General features: G+C 64.2%; 15 protein-coding genes and 2 tRNA genes. 10 read left to right on the top strand and 7 right to left on the bottom strand.

What is annotated here, in order from left to right; all coding sequences use genetic code 11:
* Positions 1 to 107: 107 nt before the first annotated feature.
* On the top strand, positions 108 to 1,451 hold the full coding sequence (gene phoR, locus CF70_RS03675; RefSeq protein ID WP_035860523.1) for a phosphate regulon sensor histidine kinase PhoR: 1,344 nt from the start codon (positions 108 to 110) through the stop codon (positions 1,449 to 1,451).
* A 271-nt stretch (positions 1,452 to 1,722) separates the two neighbouring features.
* Here the strand turns inward: phoR and ppk1 are convergent, their stop codons facing one another.
* Entirely contained in the window at positions 1,723 to 3,846 is a 2,124-nt protein-coding gene (ppk1, locus tag CF70_RS03670) for a polyphosphate kinase 1 (RefSeq protein ID WP_081862007.1), read from the bottom strand.
* 147 nt (positions 3,847 to 3,993) lie between these two features.
* Between ppk1 and ppx the strand changes: the two genes are divergently transcribed.
* Positions 3,994 to 5,526 (top strand): exopolyphosphatase, encoded by a 1,533-nt coding sequence (ppx, locus tag CF70_RS03665; RefSeq protein ID WP_035860516.1) that lies wholly within the window; start codon positions 3,994 to 3,996, stop codon positions 5,524 to 5,526.
* 106 nt (positions 5,527 to 5,632) lie between these two features.
* Here ppx and CF70_RS03660 read toward each other — a convergent pair whose 3' ends face one another.
* The 4 genes from CF70_RS03660 to CF70_RS03645 form a co-directional block, all read right to left on the bottom strand.
* Positions 5,633 to 6,487 (bottom strand): GNAT family N-acetyltransferase, encoded by an 855-nt coding sequence (locus tag CF70_RS03660; protein WP_081862006.1) that lies wholly within the window; start codon positions 6,485 to 6,487, stop codon positions 5,633 to 5,635.
* Between the two features lie 147 nt (positions 6,488 to 6,634).
* Positions 6,635 to 7,111 carry a SixA phosphatase family protein gene (locus tag CF70_RS03655; RefSeq protein WP_035860512.1) on the bottom strand — a complete coding sequence of 159 codons (477 nt, stop codon included), beginning with the start codon at positions 7,109 to 7,111 and terminating at the stop codon, positions 6,635 to 6,637.
* Positions 7,112 to 7,459: 348 nt separating this feature from the next.
* The gene (infA, locus tag CF70_RS03650) at positions 7,460 to 7,681 is read right to left on the bottom strand and encodes a translation initiation factor IF-1 (protein WP_006157708.1); all 222 of its coding nucleotides are present in this window, start codon (positions 7,679 to 7,681) and stop codon (positions 7,460 to 7,462) included.
* Between the two features lie 760 nt (positions 7,682 to 8,441).
* Positions 8,442 to 8,518 (bottom strand) — tRNA-Pro (locus tag CF70_RS03645).
* 381 nt (positions 8,519 to 8,899) lie between these two features.
* Here CF70_RS03645 and CF70_RS03640 point away from each other — a divergent pair.
* The 3 genes from CF70_RS03640 (at position 8,900) to CF70_RS03630 (ending at position 11,309) form a co-directional block, all read left to right on the top strand.
* Entirely contained in the window at positions 8,900 to 10,153 is a 1,254-nt protein-coding gene (locus CF70_RS03640) for a GGDEF domain-containing protein (RefSeq protein ID WP_235184869.1), read from the top strand.
* Between the two features lie 103 nt (positions 10,154 to 10,256).
* Positions 10,257 to 10,333, top strand: a tRNA-Arg gene (locus tag CF70_RS03635).
* An 88-nt stretch (positions 10,334 to 10,421) separates the two neighbouring features.
* Complete coding sequence (locus CF70_RS03630) at positions 10,422 to 11,309, top strand: alpha/beta hydrolase (protein WP_035860503.1); 888 nt, start codon at positions 10,422 to 10,424, stop codon at positions 11,307 to 11,309.
* A gap of 122 nt (positions 11,310 to 11,431) precedes the next feature.
* On the opposite strand, the gene fabI is transcribed toward CF70_RS03630, so the two are convergent.
* Entirely contained in the window at positions 11,432 to 12,220 is a 789-nt protein-coding gene (fabI, locus tag CF70_RS03625; protein ID WP_035860500.1) for an enoyl-ACP reductase FabI, read from the bottom strand.
* 238 nt (positions 12,221 to 12,458) lie between these two features.
* Between fabI and CF70_RS03620 the strand changes: the two genes are divergently transcribed.
* The 5 genes from CF70_RS03620 to CF70_RS03600 all read left to right on the top strand — a co-directional run bounded on the left by CF70_RS03620 (position 12,459) and on the right by CF70_RS03600 (position 19,226).
* Complete coding sequence (locus CF70_RS03620; protein ID WP_035860497.1) at positions 12,459 to 14,339, top strand: extracellular solute-binding protein; 1,881 nt, start codon at positions 12,459 to 12,461, stop codon at positions 14,337 to 14,339.
* Between the two features lie 18 nt (positions 14,340 to 14,357).
* On the top strand, positions 14,358 to 15,410 hold the full coding sequence (locus tag CF70_RS03615; protein WP_035860494.1) for a microcin C ABC transporter permease YejB: 1,053 nt from the start codon (positions 14,358 to 14,360) through the stop codon (positions 15,408 to 15,410).
* Positions 15,407 to 16,534, top strand: coding sequence for an ABC transporter permease (locus tag CF70_RS03610; RefSeq protein WP_035860490.1), 1,128 nt, complete (start codon positions 15,407 to 15,409; stop codon positions 16,532 to 16,534). Before CF70_RS03615 ends, CF70_RS03610 begins: the two co-directional genes overlap by 4 nt.
* A 74-nt stretch (positions 16,535 to 16,608) precedes the next feature.
* Positions 16,609 to 18,249 carry an ABC transporter ATP-binding protein gene (locus tag CF70_RS03605; protein ID WP_152561678.1) on the top strand — a complete coding sequence of 547 codons (1,641 nt, stop codon included), beginning with the start codon at positions 16,609 to 16,611 and terminating at the stop codon, positions 18,247 to 18,249.
* Positions 18,250 to 18,536: 287 nt separating this feature from the next.
* Complete coding sequence (locus tag CF70_RS03600; RefSeq protein WP_035860485.1) at positions 18,537 to 19,226, top strand: C40 family peptidase; 690 nt, start codon at positions 18,537 to 18,539, stop codon at positions 19,224 to 19,226.
* A 104-nt stretch (positions 19,227 to 19,330) separates the two neighbouring features.
* Here CF70_RS03600 and CF70_RS03595 read toward each other — a convergent pair whose 3' ends face one another.
* On the bottom strand, positions 19,331 to 20,272 hold the full coding sequence (locus tag CF70_RS03595) for a patatin-like phospholipase family protein (protein WP_035860482.1): 942 nt from the start codon (positions 20,270 to 20,272) through the stop codon (positions 19,331 to 19,333).
* Positions 20,273 to 20,785 lie beyond the last annotated feature (513 nt).

Raw genomic sequence — 20,785 nt, 5'->3', positions numbered from 1 at the left:
CGCTCGCTTGTTGCCTCGCTTGTGGCCTGTTTCTTGTTGCCTGTTTCGTGGCACACTCCACCGCATTCCCTGCGGTCCTGCCGCCTGCCTGACCTTCTTCCTTCTTCATGAACGTCATCTGGGCCCGTTCGGCGGCCATCCTGATCTTCCTGGCCCTGGCTTCGTCGGGGCTGTACTTCCTTGCTGGTCCCGTACCCGCGCTGGCCGTGATGTGCGTCGCGCTGCTGGGACTCTTGCTCTACTACCTGTACCAGATCAACCGCCTGTGGAAAGTGCTCGACGCGCCGGCCTACGGCGAGATTCCCAGCGCGCTCGGGCTGTGGGGCGAGGTGTATTACCGCCTGCATCGGCTGGTCAAGCGGTGGCGTACCCAGGTGCTCCAGGTCGAGCAGCAACATACCCGCTTTATCCAGGCCATCCAGGCTTCCCCCAACGGCGTGTTGATGCTCGACGACGCCGACCAGATCGAGTGGTGCAACGACGTGGCCGAGCAGCATTTCGGCCTCAATGCGCGGCGGGACGTGCGCCAGCGCATTACCCACCTGATCCGGCGCCCCGAGTTCGTGCAGTATCTGCACCTGCAGCGTTTCGACGATCCGCTGCTGATGCGCGACATGGGCGAGCACAAGCGCAGCGTGATTGCCGTACAGATCCTGCCTTACGGGGAGAACCGCAAGCTGGTGCTGACGCACGACATCACCAAGCTGGAGAACACCGAGGCGATGCGCAGGGATTTCGTCGCCAATGTCTCGCACGAGTTGAAGACGCCGCTGACAGTGCTGACCGGCTTCCTGGAGACGGTGCGCGACCTGCCGGTATCGGAGCAGGATCGCAACCGCTATCTCGACATGATGCTGGTGCAGTCCATGCGCATGCAGCACCTGGTCGAGGACTTGCTGGTGCTGGCCAAACTGGAAAGCGACGAGCAGCCGCCGAGCTCGGAGCGCATCGACATGGCCGAACTGGTCGGGCACCTGGTGCATGACGCCGAGGCGCTGTCGCAGGGCGGCCATCAGGTGTCCGCGCAGATCGATCCGGCGGTGGTGATCCGCGGCGCGGAGCGGGAACTGCTATCGGCATTCGGCAACCTCGTTTCCAACGCGGTGCGCTATACGCCCGAGGGCGGGCGCATCGGCATCGCGCTGACGTACGAGAACGAGCACGCCATCTTCTCGGTCAGCGATACGGGCCTGGGCATCGCCGCCGACCATATCCCGCGCCTGACCGAGCGCTTCTACCGGGTCGACCGCAGCCGCTCGCGCGATACCGGCGGCACCGGCCTGGGGCTGGCCATCGTCAAGCACGTGCTGTCGCGCCATCATGCCGACCTGCGTATCACCAGCGAGGTAGGCCGCGGCAGCGTGTTCCGCGTGGTATTCCCGACCGATCGCAGTGGCTACGTGCCAGCCGCCGTGCCGCGCCCCGGCCAGCCGCCGCAGAAGGCAGCCTGACCAGCGCGATTCGCAGGGTGGCCAGTTGCCGGCCAAGACCGGAGGTTTGCGGCTGGTCCAGGGCATCGACTGCTCCAGCGTGTCCGGCCAGCCGGAGCAGCACATCCTCCCGTGCCAAACCCGCACCGAACTGTAGCCCGATCGGTCTGAACTGCGCCAGCACCGCGCATTGGCCCCGCATCAGGCGCGGCGCGAAAGCGGCTATGCGTGGTCCTTGCAGCCGCTGGGCACGGCACGCCAGGCGTGCCGCGCCACCCGTGCCACTCGCGCCTCAGGCACTGCCGAACATGGCCAGCAAGTCGTGCTGGCTGACGTGGGGCTGCTTGGACTTGGTGTGCTTGCGTGTGTAGCTACCGTCATCCTGCATGATCCAGGCGGAAGCATTGTCGCGCAGGTGAACGCGCAGGCTCTCGCTGATCACGCGCGCCTTCAGTGTCTTGTCCAGTACGGGGAAGGCGACTTCGACCCGGCGGAACAGGTTCCGGTCCATCCAGTCCGCGCTGGACAAGTAGACGACATCGGCACCGTCGGCCAGGAAGTAGTAGACGCGATGATGTTCCAGGAAACGCCCGACAATCGAGCGCACCGTGATGTTCTCCGACATGCCCGGCACGCCCGGACGCAGCGCGCAAACCCCACGGATGATCAGGTCGATCTTCACGCCGGCGCGCGAAGCCTTGTACAGCTCATCAATGATCGACGGCTCCAGCAGCGCATTCATCTTGGCCATGATGTGCGAGCGCTTGCCGGCGCGGGCGTTGCGCGCTTCCGCGCGGATATGCTCGACCAGGTTGCTCTGCATGGTGAACGGAGACTGCCACAGATGATTCAGCCGGATGGTGCCCGCGGTGCCGGTGAGCAGCTGGAACACATGCTGGACGTCTTCGCAGATCTGCTCGTTGGCGGTGAGCAGGCCGAAGTCGGTGTACAGCCGCGCGGTACGCGGATGGTAGTTGCCGGTGCCCAGGTGCGCGTAGCGGCGCAGCTTGTACTGCTTGCTCTTGGCGCCGGCCAGTTCCCGGCGCACCATCAGCAGCATCTTGGCGTGGCACTTGTGGCCGACTACGCCGTAGACCACGTGCGCGCCGGCGGACTCGAGCCGCTCGGCCCAGTTGATATTGGTTTCTTCGTCGAAGCGCGCCAGCAGTTCCACTACGACCGTGACTTCCTTGCCATTGCGGGCCGCGGTCATCAGCGCCTCCATCACCGGCGACTCGTTGCCGGTGCGATAGACGGTCTGCTTGATGGCCACCACGGCGGGATCCACTGCGGCTTGCTGCAGCAGGTCGAGCACCGAACTGAAGCTCTCGTAGGGATGATGCAGCAGCACGTCCTGCTGGCGGATCGCGTCGAACATCGGCACGCCGGGCACGAATGCCTTGACCGGCGCCGGCACGTGGGGCGGGTACTTGAGGGCGGGGCGGTCGACCAGGTCGGGGATCTGCATCAGCCGCACCAGGTTGACGGGGCCGCTCACACGGTAGACATCCTGCTCGCCCAAGCCGGATTCGAGCAGCAGTCGGCGCGCGATCGTCGGCGGTGTGTCGGAAGAGATCTCCAGGCGCACCGTGTCGCCAAAGTGGCGGGTGGGCAGCTCGCCCTGCAGCGCTTCGCGCAGGTCCGTGATATCGTCCTCGGACACAAACAGGTCAGAGTTGCGGGTGACGCGGAACTGATAGCAGCCGTTGACCTTGATGGCGGGGAACAACTCATGCACGAAGCCTTGCATGAAGGACGACAGCAGCACAAAGCCGTAGGGGTAGCCCGAGAGCTCCTCGGGCATCCTGACCATGCGCGGCAGCGCGCGCGGCGCCTGCACGATGGCCAGGTCGGCCTCCCGGCCGAAGGCATCCTTGCCCGACAATTCAATGACGAAATTCAGGCTCTTGTTGAGTACCCGCGGGAAGGGGTGGGCCGGGTCCAGCGCGATCGGCGTCAGGACGGGGCCGAGTTCACGCACGAAGAAACTGCGCGCCCATTCGCGTTGCGCCTCGTTCCAGGTGGAGGTCAGGTGAAAGAACACCCCTTCTTTCTCCAGCAGGGGGAAAATCACGTTTTGCAGCATGTCATACTGCATCGCCACCAGCGTTTGCACGCGTTCCGTTACGATCTGGTAAGCCTGCTGCAGCGAGAGCCCATCGGGGGTGATGCCGGACGGATTGTCACGCATCTGCTCCTTCAATCCGGCCATGCGGATCTCGAAGAACTCGTCCAGATTGCTTGATACGATACAGATGAACTTCAGACGTTCCAGCAACGGCACCTTGGCGTCAGCAGCCTGTGCCATCACTCGCGCGTTGAATTCCAGAATGCCCAGTTCACGGTTGAGCAGCGTGCCAGGTGGGCTTGTCGACATTGGCATGACCTTCTTTTGGTAATGCGGCGACTTTTTCATAGATTGATGTCAAATTGATGACAAAGTGATTTTGTCACGATGTAGACATGATAAAGACATATTTTCCATGGTTGGGCAGCGTTGTTTCGCCCGATGCAATCTTTTGCGCCGCGGCTTGCGGCACCGACTAACATTCCCCCTACCGCGATGAACCAAACCCCTCGCTTGCTGGCCGCCGTCGATATGGGCTCCAACAGCTTCCGCCTGATGATCGGCCGGGTGGACGAGAGCCTGACCGCATCCGGGCCGGCCAGCCAGATTTTCCAGGTTGACGCGCTGCGCGAGCCCGTGCGCCTGGCCGCGGGCCTGACGCCCGACAAATACCTGGACCAGCCGGCTCGCCGCCGCGGCATCGACGCGCTGCGGCGTTTCGGCGACCGCTTGCGCGATTTCTCCGCGGACCATGTGCGTGCAGTGGCCACCAATACGCTACGGGTGGCCAAGAACGCTTCGGAATTCCTCATCGAGGCCGAGCATGCGCTGGGATTCCCGATCGAGGTGATTGCCGGGCGGGAAGAGGCGCGGCTGATCTACTTGGGTGCCTCGCACGATGCGCCGGCCTGCGCGGGCAACCGGCTGGTGGTCGATATCGGTGGCGGCTCGACCGAGTTCATCATTGGCAGTGGCTACTCGTCCAAGCTGATGGAGAGCCTGTACATCGGCTGTGTCTCGCACAGCCGGCAATTCTTTCCCAGTGGCAACGTCGATGAATACGCGATGAAGCAGGCGGAACTGGCCGCGCGCCGGGAGATCCAGGTGCTGGTGCGCCAGTACCGCGCCGCCGGCTGGCAGCAGGCGGTGGGATCGTCCGGCACGGCGCGCGCGCTGGCTGAATTGATCGAGCTGAACGGCATGAACGACAACCCGGCCGAGCACGGTATCACCCGTGAAGGTCTGGAACGTCTCAAGCGCGCGCTGGTCAAGGCGGAGAACGCCAACCGGGTCAAGCTGGTCGGGCTGAAGGCGGACCGCATTCCCGTATTGCCCGGCGGCCTGTCGATCATGCTCGGCGTGTTCGCCGAACTCGATATCGAGCGCATGGACGTGACCGATGGCGCGCTGCGCCTCGGCGTGCTGTACGACCTGCTGGGCCGCACGCATCACGAGGATATGCGCACCATTACCGTCGACCAGTTCATGCGGCGCTATGGCGTGGACCGCGCCCAGGCGCAGCGTGTGCGACAGGCTGCGCTGGGCTTGCTGGCACAGTTTCCCGAGCCGCGCAACGAGCGCCGCGATGACAATCTTGCGCTGCTGGGCTGGGCTGGCGGGCTGCACGAGATCGGCATGACCATCTCGCACAGTGGCTATCACAAACACTCGGCGTATATCGCCACCCACGCCGACATGCCTGGCTTCTCCAAAACCGACCAGGCACGGCTGGCGACGCTACTGCTCGGACACGCCGGCAAGCTGGGCAAGCTGTCAGGCAGCGGGAAGTTCCTCGACTGGCGCATGCTGTTCAGCCTGCGCCTGGCCTTCGTGCTGTGCCGGCGCCGCGCCGACGAGCCGCTGCCGGAGATCACCGTTGGCCAGCGCTCGGACGGGCTGGATGAGGGCTTCGAAGTCCGCTTGCCGAAGGCCTGGATCGAAGCCAATCCGCTGGTGGAATACAGCCTGGCGCAGGAAGCCGATGAGTGGGAACGTATCGGCAAGCGCTACAAGGTGGTCTACGCCTGAGCAAGAGGGCGGGGGCCGGCCGGCAGGCTGCCCCCCGGTCAATGACCCGATGTTGCCTGTGCGAGCCAGCGCTCGCACAGGCACTGTCCGGATCAGGCGCTGAGGTTCAGGCGCCGCGGTTCAGGCCGAGGAAATGGCGCGCGTAGCGGGGGTTCATATCGTTCACGCGCAGCAGCGTGAGGAAGTCCGCGACGTTGAAGTCGGGATCCCAGGCCGGCATGCCGCAAATGCGCGCGCCGAGCCGCAGGTAGCCCTTGATCAGTGCCGGCGGTTCCACCTCCAGCGTCTGGTTCAGCTCATCAATCGGCAAGGCCAGGCGCGGGAAGGCATGGTATTCGATCGGCGCCAGGGCGCGCTCCGCGAATACGCGGTAAAGGCTGGCCGCATAGTGGCCGCCGTCGCTCATCGGCACGCTTGCGCATCCCAGCATCGACTCGATTCCCCAGCGCTGCAGGTACTCGCCAAGGCCCCCCCACAGCGCCATGATCACGCTGCCCGAACGGTAGTCCCGGTGCACGCAGGAGCGCCCCAGTTCGACCATCTTGGGTTTGAGGTGGGCCAGGCGCACCAGGTCGAATTCCGACTCGGCATAGAGGCAGCCGATGCGCTTGGCCTGGTGCGGCGCCATGACGCGGTACGTGCCGACCACTTTGAGCGTGGTCATATCGCGCACGATCAGGTGGTCGCAATAGGCGTCGAACATATCCACGTCGAGCTCCGGCGTCGACGGGTTCAGCCTTGCGCCCATTTCTTCGGCAAAAACCTTGTAGCGCAGGCGTTGCGCCTCGACTACTTCATCCTGGTGGCGCGCCCACGCCACGCTGAAAGCAGGCTGTTCATGCCCTTGTTCATTTGCCTGTGCAGGTTGCTGGCGATGAAGACGCCTCCGCGCCGAATGGCCGGAGAGGCCATTGGGCAAGGAATCGAACAACGGCTGGGTGGGCGTCGGTAGCTCTCGCATCAGTATGTCCTTACGGTGACGAAACTGTTGCGGTCGAATGTAGAGAGGGCAGGTGACAGTGCCGTGAAGCCGCTGTGACGGTTCGGTGACGATGGCCAGGCAAGTGGAGCCTGCCTGGCCCGGGAGGCAAGAAATCTCTGAAAAAAATCAGAGAAATTCAGGATTGATGACGGCCCGCAGCACCACCTGGGATTCGCTTTCGCGGGTGCGGCCCGATAGCCACCAGATGCCGCTCTTACGCACGCTCCAGTTCATTTCGGTGCCTGCCAGCATCAGGCTGGCAAGGCGGCCTAGCCACGGCTGGTGCCCTACGAGGACAGTGTGCTCGGCGCCCTGCGGCCAGTCGACCGCGGCCAGTACCGAACTGACGTCGGCGCCTGGAGCGAGCTCGGGCAATATCTCGGCGTTCTCCCGCAGGGCGGCGGCGGTCTCGCGGGTGCGCAGCGCCGGACTGCAGACAACACGCGTGCCGGCCGGGAGGTGCGCGCGCAGCCAGGCTGCCGAGGCATCCGCCTGCTTATGGCCGCGCCTTGTCAATGGGCGCTGCAGGTCGGCATTGCGGCTTAGGCCGAGCGAGCCAGGCAACTCTTCGGCTTCGGCATGGCGCCAAAGGATCAGATTCATGGGGCGGGGTATTCGGACTAAGGGGGGTGGCTTGAGTATGGCTACGCCTGCAGGTGCATGCAAGGCGGGCAAGCACCGGCCAAACGGGCTTGCAGCATCGCAAGCCCGGATGACGCGCATGTGACGGGGACCTCATGCCAGGCCCGCTGGAAACGCAGACGGCGCCAGCACGTGGATGCCAGGCCTGGGGGATCAGGACGGCATTGCTACGGCGACGCTTGCGGCAGGCCCTTGCCGGTACCAAGGCGGTACCAACGGCCAGATGTTTCCCTGGGCCGGACCGCCGCTAGGCGGTGCCCTGGGAGCGCGCTTGGCGCAACGCTCGCCGGCGGCGAGCGTGGAAGAAGATCAGACTTTGTGGCGGAAGTTAATGCGGCCCTTGGTCAAGTCGTAGGGCGACATTTCCAGCGTCACGCGGTCACCGGCCAGGATGCGGATGCGGTGTTTCTGCATCTTGCCCGAGGCATAGGCCCAGATTTCCACGCCGTTTTCCAGCGTTACGCGGTAACGATTGTCGGGCAGGGCTTCCGAGACAACGCCGCCAAATTCAATGAGTTCTTCCTTAGCCAATCTTCTTCCTTTACGGCAGCCTTGGGCTGCATGATTTAGGTAAATCCGGTGAGGCGAGCGCCGGCTTGCTGCCTGCTGACTCGCGAGGTCCGGGTGCCAGCAGTGACAAGCGCCGGCTTGCTTGGTTGCGCCTTGGAGTTGCGGGAGGCAAGCTGACCCGGACCGGCACGGCCGAAGCGCGTGCTACGTGGTCCACGTTAGGGAATCGCCAGGGGGCGCGTCAGTGCCCGGCCGATTGCCTTGCCGGTTGCGGCCCAAGCTAATGCGGCCGAGCTACCGTGATAGGCGCGGGGCAATGAAGCGGGCAAGATGTTCCCGGTGGCTTGCCGATACTGCGTCGCAGTATAAATTGCGGCTTGATTGCAGATTTCGGCAAGGGCGCCCGGTTACAGGGCATGCTGCATACACCCCGGGCTAACGCGCGATTATACCATGCCAGTGCTGCCCGGGCGTGGTGTGCTCTCGGGTACCTTGTTGGTTTCCGCCCGCAAAAACACGAAAAAAAGCCCGCAGCCGGGTAGGTGACGGGCTAAAAGTGGTGTGGGCGTTCTGCGGATCCGCCCGCGAACAGTGTCGTCGTTCCGGCTCTCGCGGGGCATCCCATATTCATGGCACTGCCGTGGAACTGGTGCGACGCAGTGGAGGGGGGGGGGCAGGCGAGTGGCCAAGATTCGGCCCATGTGCCGACAGTGGACGAGACAATGGGCGAAAAAAAGGCTTAGACCCTATGGTCTAAGCCTTTGATCATATTGCCAAATACTGGTCGGGGCGACATGATTCGAACATGCGACCCTCTGATCCCAAATCAGATGCGCTACCAGGCTGCGCTACGCCCCGAAGCATCGGATTGTAGCCCGGCTGGGGGGCACGGGTCAAATTTTACTTTTGCACCGGCCGCGCATGGCGCTGGCCGGTGCCGGTAGCGCTGACGTATTCGATGGGCAAGGTTCGCTTGACTTGGTCGCGAGCGCTGACATAATCCGCACACCGCAGCGGCCAGACCCCGCGCCCGGTCAGGCGCAAGGGGAAGCGTGCCGCCTGCGGGACTGGCGCAGAGCATGAAAACAAGAGTGCCCGCGCCACGATCGCGAGGCCCAGCCCCCGTCCGCCGGGGCGCATGAAGTCGGTCAGATGCGTAAAAAAGAATGAATGGCGAAAACCTTGGGTCCGCGCGGGTCCTGGGGCGCAAGGTGGCGTGATGGAACGCCACCTGCCAAGTTGGACGGGGAAATCATGTTTCAGTCGCAAGTTAGTATGCTCGTCGCGGGCCTATTCGGGTTGCAGATGGCAGTGGTATTCGCCGTCTTGCAGCGCACGCCGGGTATGGGCCGGGCAGGATTGAATTCCTGGGTGGTTGGCGACCTGTTGGTAACGGCCGCCACGGTCTTGCTTGCCGCGCATGACTATCTGCCGGAATGGCGGACGCTCAATCTGGCGGACATGGTCATGACCGCGGCGCTGTCCTTGATGGTGTACGGCACGCGCTGCTTCTTCGGCAGGCGTGGGCGCGCGGGCGCACTCTGCCTGCTGAATCTTGCGGTGCTGGCCGGTGCGGTCTACTTCGATTGGTCGGGGGCGCCGCCGTCGGGGCCGGCGCTGCTCTTCGCCCTGGCCAACATCTATCTTCCGCTCGCGTTGCTGCGCGTCGTGGCGGAGCAAGTGCCGGCCAAGCGCGGCACCGGGCGGCTGGCGGCGCTGTCGCTTGGGTTGATCGCACTCGCCTGCGCGGGTATGGGCGTCTATCAGGCAGCCGACCTGGCCCTGCTTCCTGCCGAGCTGGCCCTGCTTCCTGCCGGGCTCGCCTGGCTGGCGAAGGGGCCACCCGAAGAAACGTTCACCCTCCTGCACGCCTTCGGCATCGTCAGCTTGTCGGTCAGCTTCGCGCTGATGGCGCACGACAGCCTGCGCCGCCGGCTCGAGCATCGCGCCAGTTATGACGATCTTACCGATGTGCTGACGCGCGGCGCTTACTGGGAGGCGCTGGAGGATGCCTGCAAGCAGGCGGACCGCCTGCAACGTCCTTTGACCGTGGCCTTCATCGATCTTGATCACTTCAAGGCCATCAACGATCTCTACGGCCACCTCGCCGGCGACAGCGTGCTGCGCCACTTCAGCGGGTTGCTGCGCAAGTCGGTGCGCACGGGCGATTTCGTCGGCCGGCTGGGGGGGGAAGAATTCGGCATCGTGATGCCGGACGCGTCACTGGACCAGGGGCGGGCGATCAGCTTGCGGTTGAATATGCTGGTGCGCGCAACGCCATGCCCGTCCGAGCCCGATGCGATCTCCTACACGGTCAGCGTCGGCATGGCCGAGCGGCTGCCGGGAGAGGGCGCGGATGCGCTGATGCGCCGAGCCGACAATGCCCTCTACGACGCCAAGACAATGGGTCGGAATTGCGTTTCCACGCAGCCTGTCGAGCGAATTGCCGGCATGGCAAAGACACCGCGCATGCGGATTTCGCAGGCATCGTGACGATTGCCTGTGCGGCGCGCCGCGTCGGGGCGGTAGGATAGGCTGCGGCTCTGAGGTAGAATACCGGGCTTCGTATCGGTAGTCTTCAGCAGTTTCCACGTATCCGCCCTTAGCTCAGTTGGATAGAGCACTCGCCTTCTAAGCGAGCGGTCACACGTTCGAATCGTGTAGGGCGGGCCATCTTCTCCCGCATTCCCCACAAGTCCGGATTAAGATTCCAGGGTTGAGCCGCGGTTTTGGCCACGGTCTCGTTGCCCGAGGTGTCCCCATGGCAAAGTCCCCGGCAGGCAGTGCCAGGAAACTGCGTCAATGGCTGGCCGGCGGCGCCTGCCTGTTGTTGCTGGCTGCTGCTGCCCGCCATGCCTTGTTCCTGGCCGTTGAACGTGATGCGTTCGAACCCAAGCAGGCCGGCTCAGCCGATGCCGTGACCCCCGACCGCCTGGGCGCCCCGTCACGCCAGTTCGCTTTTTCCAGCGGGGCGCGCACGTTGCGCGGCTCTTGCGTATTGGCGCAGGCAGCCGAGGCGCCTGCCGTGCTGATCTATCACGGCGACGAGGAGAACCTGTCCGACTGGGCCAGCGCCCAGGTGCTGCTTTACCGTAACGGCATTTCTTCCTGTGTGTTCGACTACAGCGGCTACGGCGCCAGCGATGGCAAGCCCGGCGTTGTCAACCTGCATGAAGACGGCGTGGCCGCTTACGGGCAGTTCCTCGCCGCTACGCCGTTGTCGTCCCGGCGCTATGTGATGGGATTTTCGCTAGGCTCAGCGGTGCTGCTTGATGTGATATCCACATTGCGCCCGGCACCGGATGGCCTGGTGATTGCCGCCGGATTCACGTCCGCGCGCGAGGCGGCGGTGGTGACAGGGCGGGTGCCGGCGTGGTTGGCGCGGCTGCTGCCCGAGCCGTGGGACAACGAGATGCACTTGCATCATTTGCAGTTGCCGCTGCTGCTTGTGCACAGCCGCGCGGATGAGGTGATTCCCTTCGCGCATGCCGAGCGGCTGGAGCGTGCCGCCGCGGGGGCGCGGCGACTGGTGGCGTTGCCGGCGCTGCCGCACGATGCGGCGACCGAACCGGAGCGTCAGGATGCTTTCTGGGCACCGATCATTGCTTATCTGCGCTCGGGTCTCCTGCCCGCGCCGGGCCCCGATTAGTTGGCGCGTGCCATGCGCGGTGGTCCCGGTGCCAGCTCGCCGCAGGCACTAAAAAGGGGCGCCGGCCAAAGCCGGGCGCCCCCTTTTTGCGATGGCCGGCCGCCCAGGCGGCCGCACCCGGATTACGCTTCTTCGGGCAGGCTCGCGCCCACCGTGTTGAAGCCGGCGTCGACATAGGTGATCTCGCCGGTTACACCGCTGGCCAGGTCGGACAGCAGGAATGCGGCCACGTTGCCGACCTCGTCGATGGTCACATTGCGGCGCAGCGGCGCTGCTTCCTCGATATGGCCCAGCAGCTTGCCGAAGCCCTTGATGCCGGAGGCAGCCAGGGTCTTGATCGGGCCTGCCGAGATGCCGTTGGCACGGATGCCGCGCGGGCCTACCGAGGCGGCCAGGTAGCGCACGCTGGCTTCCAGCGAGGCTTTGGCCAGGCCCATGGTGTTGTAGTTCGGCACCACGCGCTCCGCGCCCAGATAGGTCAGCGTCAGCAGCGAGGCCTTGTCCGACAGCATGGGCAGTGCGGCCTTGGCCAGCGCCGGGAAGCTGTAGGCGGAAATGTCGTGCGCAACGCGGAAGGATTCGCGCGAGAGGCCCTCGAGGAAGTCGCCGGCGATCGCTTCGCGCGGTGCGAAGCCGATCGAGTGCACCAGCCCGTCGAGCTTGTCCCAGCTCTGGCCCAGTGCGGCGAAGGTGGCGGCGATTTGCTCGTCGCTGCCGACATCGCATTCGAACACCAGACTGCTGCCAAACTCCTTGGCAAAATCGTTGATGCGGTCCTTGAAACGCTCGCCGACATAAGTAAAGGCGAGTTCCGCGCCTTCGCGCTTGCAGGCCGATGCGATGCCATAGGCAATCGAGCGGTTGGACAGCAGGCCGGTAATCAGGATTCGCTTACCTGCGAGAAATCCCATAACTTCTCCAATGATTGTTCGGGGTGGACGGGCACGGTTCGTGCAATCGCGTCCGGGTTGCAGCGCGCGCCGCGGTGGCTGCTTGGCAGCAGGCTGACGACCGGCAAACTAGCGGTGCCGCGTACTGGAATGTCCGGATGGCTGAACGCCGGCCGAACCCATGTAAAATTGTCTCATAACTTGACCGCGCCGCAGACGGCCGCGGACGAATCCGATTCAGGTGGAGGACCCCAACCGGATGTATATTCGCGCACGTAGACCGCTTCAGGCGGCATGGCAGCGCTTCCGCACGATTGCGGCGCTGGGCTGTGGACTAGTAGCCCTGTGTGCCGCGGGTTTTCCCTTATCCGCTGGCGCGGCCCATGGTTTCGCTCAGTATGGCGGCCTCAAGTATCCCGCCGACTTCACCCATTTCGATTACGTCAATCCGGACGCGCCACGCGGCGGCACGCTGACGCTCGCGAATCCGGACCGCCGCACCAGCTTCGACAAGTTCAACCCGTTTACGCTCAAGGGTACCTCCGCCCCCGGCGTGAATTCGCTGATGTTCGAATCCCTGCTGATCGCCAGCGCCGACGAAACCGCCAGCGCCTATGGCTTGCTGGCCGATGACGTGACCGTGGCGCCGGACGAGTTGTCCGTCTCCTTTCACATTCGGCCGCAGGCGCGCTTCAGCAACGGCGATCCGGTGCTGGCCAGCGACGTCAAGTATTCCTACGACATGCTGATGAGCAAGGCATCCAGCCCTGGCTACCGCAGCATGTGCACCGATGTGAAAGCCGTCACTGTGGTGGATCCGCACACGGTGCGCTTCGATTTCAAGCAGCGCAACGTCGAGTTGCCGCTGATTGTCGGTTCGCTGCCGGTCTTTTCGAAGAAGTGGACCGCCACGGTACCGTTCGACAAGCTGACCTTCGAGGATCCCGTGGCCAGCGGGCCCTACCTGATCGAGCGCTACGATGCCGGACGCGGCATCAGTTTCAAGCGCAATCCAGCCTATTGGGGCAAGGACCTGGCGGTGCGGCGCGGCACCTTTAACTTCGATCGCGTGGTCTACCGCCTCTACAAGGACGAGACCGCCAAGCTGGAAGCCTTCAAGGCCGGCGAGTTCGACGCCATCGTCGAGTACAAGGCCAAGAGCTGGGCGAAGAGCTATGAAGGCAAGCGCTTTAGCAACGGCGAGTTGGTAAAGACCGATTTTCCGCATCGCAACGGAGCCGGCATGCAGGGCTTCGTCATGAATATGCGCAAGCCGGTGTTCCAGGACGTGCGGGTCAGGCAGGCCATGATCCTGGCGCTGGACTTCGAGTGGCTGAACCGCCAGCTCTTCTACGGCGCCTACCGGCGTCTCGATAGCTGGTTCTCCAACAGCGAACTGGCAGCCAGTGCCACCTTCGATGGCCGGCCGGGGCCCGGCGAGCTGGCGCTGCTGGAGCCGCTGCGCACACAGTTGGCGCCGGAGGTATTCGGGCCTGTCGTGCCGATGCCCACCACCAATCCGCCGCGCTCCCTGCGGGACAACCTGCGCGAGGCGCGCAGGTTGCTGGCGCAGGCGGGCTGGACCTACACGGATGGTGCGCTGCGCAATGCCAAGGGTGAACCTTTCGTCTTCGAGTTCCTGGATGACGGCGGCGCCATGAGCCGCGTCATCACCACTTATGTGCGCAACCTGGAAAAGTTGGGCATGGAGGTGAACCAGCGCACCACCGATTTCGCGCTATACCAGAAGCGGCTGGAGGACTTCGACTTCGACATGGTGTCGATCCGCTTCCCGGATTCGCAGAGCCCCGGCAATGAACTGCGCGACCGCTTCAACAGCGAAGCCGCAGGCACGCCCGGTTCCGATAATCTGTTCGGCCTGAAATCGCCTGCCATCGACCGGTTGGTGGACAATGTCCTGCATGCCCATACGCGCGACGAACTGGTCAACGCCGGGCGCGCGCTGGACCGCGTGCTGATGCACGGCTACTACATCGTCCCCAACTGGTATAGCGCCTCGCACCGGGTGTCATATCGGAAAGAGCTGGTCTATCCGCAGCGCTTGCCGTACTACTACACGGCCGAAGGCTGGATACTGAGCGACTGGTGGCGTGCCGACACCAAGCCGGCCGCTCAATAAGCGCGACAAGGAAACTAGATGCTCGCCTATCTGCTCAAGCGCGTATTGCTGATGATCCCGACCCTGATCGGCGTCATCACCCTGACCTTCGCGGTGATCCAGTTCGTGCCGGGAGGACCGGTCGAGCAGATGATGCTCGAGCTCAAGGGCAGGGGAGGCGGTGGCGGCGAGGCCAGCGGCGGGGGCGCGGAATACCGCGGCCGGCGCGGCGTGGACCCCGAGAAGATCAAGGAGATCCAGGCCCTGTACGGTTTCGACAAGCCGCCGCTGGAGCGCTACTTCATGATGCTCAAGCGCTTCGCCCAGTTCGACCTGGGGCAGAGCTATTTCCAGCACCGCAGCGTGTGGGAGCTGGTGAAGTCGAAGATGCCGGTCTCCGTCAGCCTGGGTCTATGGACCTTCTTCCTGACCTACCTGATATCGGTGCCGCTCGGTATCTCCAAGGCGATCCGGGCAGGCAGCCGCTTCGATGTGGTGACCAGCATGGTGGTGCTGGTGGGCTATGCCATTCCCGGCTTCGTGCTGGGTGTGTTGCTGCTGGTGCTGTTCGGGGGCGGCACTTTCGTGCAGTGGTTCCCGCTGCGCGGGCTCACGTCGGACAACTGGGAGCAGCTCTCGCTGATGGGCAAGGTAATGGACTACCTTTGGCATCTGGTGCTGCCGATCACCGCATCGGTGGTGGGCAGTTTTGCCGTGGTTACCATGCTGACCAAGAACGCTTTCCTCGAAGAGATTCGCAAGCAATACGTGCTGACCGCCCGCGCCAAGGGCCTGGCGGAGCGGCGCGTGCTGTGGAAGCACGTCTTCCGCAACGCGCTGATCCCGCTTGTGACCGGTTTCCCGGCGGCCTTTATCGGTGCTTTCTTCACGGGCTCCCTGCTGATCGAAACGCTGTTCTCGCTCGACGGACTCGGCCTGCTGTCGTATGAGGCGGTGCTGCGGCGCGATTACCCGGTCGTGCTGGGCACGCTCTACCTGTTCACCCTGATCGGCCTGGTGACCCGGCTGATTTCCGATGTCTGCTATGTGATGGTCGACCCGCGCATCCACTTCGAGGCAGTGCACCGATGAAATTCCGCTCGCGCACGCTCCCCAACGGGCTGCCGCATTCACCCTCGCCGCGCCAGCGAGCCTGGCAGCGGTTTCGTCGCAACCGCCTCGGCTACTGGAGCCTGATCCTCTTTGTTGCCATCTTCCTGCTCAGCCTGGTTGCCGAGACCTTGTCGAGCGACAGGCCGCTGGTGGTGAAGTACAAAGGCGAATGGTATTTCCCCATCGTGAAGACCTACGCCGAGAACACCTTCGACGGAGACTTTCCTACCAGGGCGGACTACCTCGATCCCTTTATCCGCGACCGCATCACCAGCAATGGCAATTTCGCGATTTTTCCGCCCAACCGCTATTCGTACGATTCGATCAACTATTTCTCCAAGGAACCCAATCCGGCGCCGCCTTCGGCGGAGAACTGGCTGGGTACCGATGACCGCGGGCGCGACGTGCTGGCACGGCTGCTCTACGGTTTTCGCGTCTCAGTGCTGTTCAGCCTGGCCCTGACCCTGATCGGCGTGGTGATCGGCACCCTGACGGGCGCCCTGATGGGCTTCTTCGGCGGGCGCTTCGACCTGTTCTCGCAGCGCGCCATCGAGATCTGGAGCTCGATGCCCGAGCTCTATCTGCTGATCATCTTCGCCTCGATCTTCACGCCAAGCCTGGCGCTGCTGATCATCCTGCTCTCGCTGTTCGGCTGGATGGGTTTGTCCGACTACGTGCGCGCCGAGTTCTACCGCAATCGCTCGCTCGATTACGTCAAGGCGGCACGGGCGCTCGGACTCTCCAACGTACAGATCATGTGGCGCCACATCCTGCCCAACAGCCTGACGCCCGTCATCACCTTCCTGCCATTCCGCATGAGCGCCGCCATCCTGGCCCTGACCAGCCTCGACTTCCTTGGCCTGGGCGTGCCGCCCACCACCCCTAGCCTGGGCGAGTTGCTGGCGCAGGGCAAGGCCAACCTCGATGCCTGGTGGATTTCCTTGTCGACCTTCGCCGTGCTGGTGGTGACCCTGCTGCTGCTGACCTTCATGGGCGACGCGCTGCGCGATGCCTTCGATACGCGCCTGGGCCTGGCCCAGCTACGCGGACGGGTCGAGCCGAAGGCGCCGGAAGGTTCGCCCGCGGCCGAGGTGACGCCATGAGCGCGCTGTCGCAAGCCAGCACCGTAAATGGTGTGCAAGCGGTGCAAGCCAGGGAGGGCGCTGGCGGCCCGCTAATGTGCATCGAGCGCCTGTCGGTCACGTTCGGCCATGGCGACGATGCCACCCGCGCGGTGCGCGATGTCAGCTTTGACTTGCGTGCGGGCGAACGCTTCGCGCTGGTGGGCGAATCCGGCTCGGGCAAGACGGTTACCGCGCTTGCCATGCTGCGCCTGGTGGAGGACGCGCGTTACCAGGGCGCGGTGCGTTTCGAGGGCCGCGACCTGCTCAAGGTCTCGGAGCGCGAGATGCGGGGCATTCGTGGTGCCGACATCGCCATGATCTTCCAGGAACCGATGACTGCGCTCAACCCGCTCTACACGATCGGCAACCAGATCGTGGAGACGCTGGCGCTGCATGAGGGCCTGGACCGGCGCTCTGCGCGCGAGCGCGCCATCGCATTGCTCGAGCGCACTGGCATCAGTGATGCGGCGCACCGGTTCGACAGCTTTCCACACCAGCTATCGGGCGGCCAGCGCCAGCGCGCGATGATCGCCATGGCGCTGGCCTGCCGGCCCAAGCTGCTGCTGGCCGACGAGCCTACCACTGCCCTCGACGTCACCATCCGCGTGCAGATCCTCGAGTTGCTGCGCGATCTGCAGGCTGAGTTCGGCATGGCCGTCATGCTGATCACGCACGACCTCAACCTGGTGCGGGCTTTCGCCCAGCGCGTGGGCGTGATGGAGAAGGGCGTGCTGGTGGAGGTGGGCGAAACCACCAGCGTTTTCGCCGCGCCCCAGCATCCCTATACCCGCAAGCTGATCGACAGCCGGCCGCGCCGCGAGGTGCTGCCGTTGGTGCCGCTGGCGCCGGTACTGCTGGAAGCGCGCGGCTTGTGCGTGAACTATGCGCGCAAGCGCAGCGGGCTGGCTGGCTGGTTCGGCCGGGATCAGTTTGCCGCGGTCAAGGGCGTGGATTTTTCGCTGCGCGAGGGTGAGACGATCGGCATCGTGGGCGAATCGGGCTCCGGCAAGACCACGCTGGCTCACGCCGTGCTGAACCTGCAGCGCCGTAGTGCCGGCGAAATCCAGTTCCTGGGCCGCAACCTGAACGAAGTCTCGCGGCGCGAGCGTAGCGTTTTGCGCTCGCGCTTGCAGGTGGTGTTCCAGGACCCGTTCGGTTCGCTCTCGCCGCGCATGACCATCGAGCAGATCGTGGGGGAGGGCCTGGCACTGCACCAGCCGGGCCTTTCGCGTGACGCCATGCGGCAACGCGTTACCGAGGCGCTGCGCGAGGTGGGCATGGACCGCACGGCCCTGGGGCGGTATCCCCATGAGTTTTCCGGCGGCCAGCGCCAGCGCGTGGCGATCGCGCGCGTGCTGATCCTCAAGCCGCAGGTGCTGGTGCTCGATGAGCCGACGTCCGCGCTCGATGTCTCCATCCAGCAGCAGGTGCTGGCGCTGCTGACGCAACTGCAGCGCAAGTACAACCTGAGCTATCTCTTTATCAGTCATGACCTGGCCGTGATCCGCGCCATGGCGCACCGGGTCATCGTGATGAAGTCCGGCGAGGTGGTGGAGGCGGGAGAAACCGAGGTTGTGCTAGGTGACCCGCAGCACGCATACACCCGCAAGCTCATGATCGCGGCCGAAATTGGTGCAGGCGACCCGATTCCGCAGCAAGTTGGTGCGGCCGAACTCAGGGTGTCACCCGATTGACCTGCCGCTGACATAATCAAACCGAGAAAGCATCTGCGACTTCCGTTGTATAGCCTTGATTACAAAGCACTTTATCTGAATTTTGTAACGAACTTTGACATGTGGATGACAACCTTATACCATCCGGCGAGAACTAATTTTACGGGTGGTTCGCGCGTCGCTTATGCGCAGCGCGGGTGGCTTGCGTCACTTGGCGCGCTTTTTGCGTGCGATCCACTTCATTGATTTCAGGCCCGCCCCGGTGTGTTTGCCCGGGCCCGGACAAGAACGATTCATCAGGAGAACCAATGCAGCGAACGGTGCTTCATTCCCTGGCGCGCGCCGCCGTAGGAATAGCCATTGCCTGCGGTGCCACTCTATCGAATGGAGTGCTGGCTGACACGGTCTTCAAGGATCCCGACGCCCGCATCGACGCACGTACCGAACTCAGCGCGGAGCCGCATCCGGAAGGCAAGCGCGGCTTGCTGTCTTCGGTCATGAACTCGACCAGCCATGTGGCCAGCAAGGCCGGCGACCTGGTCATGAATGCCCTCGGGCTGATCGGCGTGCGTTACCGCTTCGGCGGCAACAGCCCGGAATCGGGCCTCGACTGCAGCGGTTTTGTCCGCTACGTCTTCAACGATACCTTTGGCTTCATGCTGCCGCGCCGCTCGGTCGAGATGAGCCAGGTCGGCACCACCGTGGCAACCAGCGACCTGCGTCCCGGCGACCTGGTGTTCTTCAACACCATGCGCCATACCTTCTCGCACGTTGGCATCTACATTGGCGACAACAAGTTCGTACATGCCCCGTCCACCGGCAGCAAGATTCGTGTCGATGACATGCGCGCCTCGTACTGGGTGACGCGCTACAACGGCGCGCGCCGTATCGACGATATGCCGCAGGACAGCGGCAGCGCCAGCAACCTGGGCAATATGGTCGAGACGCTCAAGCGTTTCGATCCCAACGCAGGCGGTCGTTCGCTCTACGGCGGCTGAGGCGCAGGCGGGCCCTGTCCGTGCGTGTCACAACGAAAAAAGGACTGCCTCGCAGTCCTTTTTTCGTTGTCGCCGCCTCCCGGCGGCATGTGCTCCCGCGGCCGTTATTGCGCGGCCACCGTTCCGGCGGGCCGCGAGCGCGCCAGGGCAAGCTTGTCGCGCAGGCTCGCCATGACCGCGGAGGCCGCTTGCTCGCCAGCCAGGATGGCGCGGTTGCGCGAGGCGAAGTCGCTGCCACCCATGTCCGGCAGGTCGGGGCGGATTACCACATCGGCATGTGCCAGGGCCATCTTGCTGATCGACTGCCCCATGATGGCCGTGGTCTGCAGCAATACGCCGCTCTGGCCGCCGTTCTTCTGGCTGGAGGGCTCGGCGGAGATGTTCACGGCTATCACGAAGTCAGCGCCCATGGTGCGTGCGGAATCGACCGGTACGGGTTCGACCAGCCCGCCGTCCACATAGTCATGCCCCTGGATCGAGACCGGCTGGAACACGCCCGGTACGCTGCTCGACGCCCGTACCGCCTGGCCGGTGTTGCCGCGCCGGAACAAGATGCCCTGGCCGGTCTTGAGGTTGGTGGCGACGATGCCCAGTGGCAGCTTCATGGACTCGATCGGGCGATTGGCGACCAGCCGGTTCACATAGTTCTGCAGCGCTTCGCCCTTGAGCCAGCCGCCGAAGCGGGTGCCGAAGGGTAGGGCCCAGTCGGCGATGGTGGCTTCGTCCATCGTCAGCGCCACCCTGTTGAGCTGGAATCCGTTCATTCCCGACGCGTAGAGCGCCGCGACCACCGCGCCGGCGCTGGTGCCGGTGACGAAGTCCGGATGGATGCCCTGCGCTTCAAGCGCCTTGATCACCCCAATGTGGGCGAAGCCGCGTGCGGCGCCGCCGCCGAGCGCAAGGCCGATCTTGATCGGGCGAGGCGGCGCCATGGGCGGCGTGGCCGGGGTGTCCGGCGCTGCGGTGAGTGCGCCCGGTTTCGGGCCAAAGGAGCAGGCCGCCAGCAGCGCTGCCGCGCCGGTGCCAAGGAAGTTGCGTCGTTGCATGGAGGGATCGGGGAAGGGAAATGGCGCAGTCGGCACAGCCAGCGCGGGGAGGGCGGAAAGTGCCGCCCACGTCGGCCGCGCGTTCCGCGCGACAGCATTCAGACCGGGCACAGCATAAATGATTCCGCGTGGCCGGGCCTTCCCGTGCGAACCGGGGCGGCTGGCAGCGCCCTGCTTGCTATAATGCGGCGATCCTGTGCGACACGCACTATCGTGTCCGGGCAGCTCCAACGTAAGGAGCATCGACCTTGTTGGGACAAGGGGAAGGTTTCCGCCTGAACTGTCCAATCCCAACCATTTCTTGCTTAGACGAACCGGGCCGAACAGCCAGGGGGAGTCTAGAACGTTGCGAGGAAGGCCAGAACACCGGCCGGATTTGCAGCTTGCTTTTTGCTGGATGGATTTCCAGCCATTGCCCAAGGGCGGGGACGCTCGCCTTTGGGCGAGTTCTCTGTAAACGCCCCTCCATGGAGAGGCGGGTGGCTATGCAACGGAGTATGTTGCATAGACGTT

Origin of the sequence: Cupriavidus sp. SK-3, assembly GCF_000611145.1 — a bacterium.
Lineage (GTDB): Bacteria > Pseudomonadota > Gammaproteobacteria > Burkholderiales > Burkholderiaceae > Cupriavidus.
The sequence above is the reverse complement of the archived record's forward strand: the minus strand, read 5'-3'. Positions and strand labels throughout refer to the sequence as shown.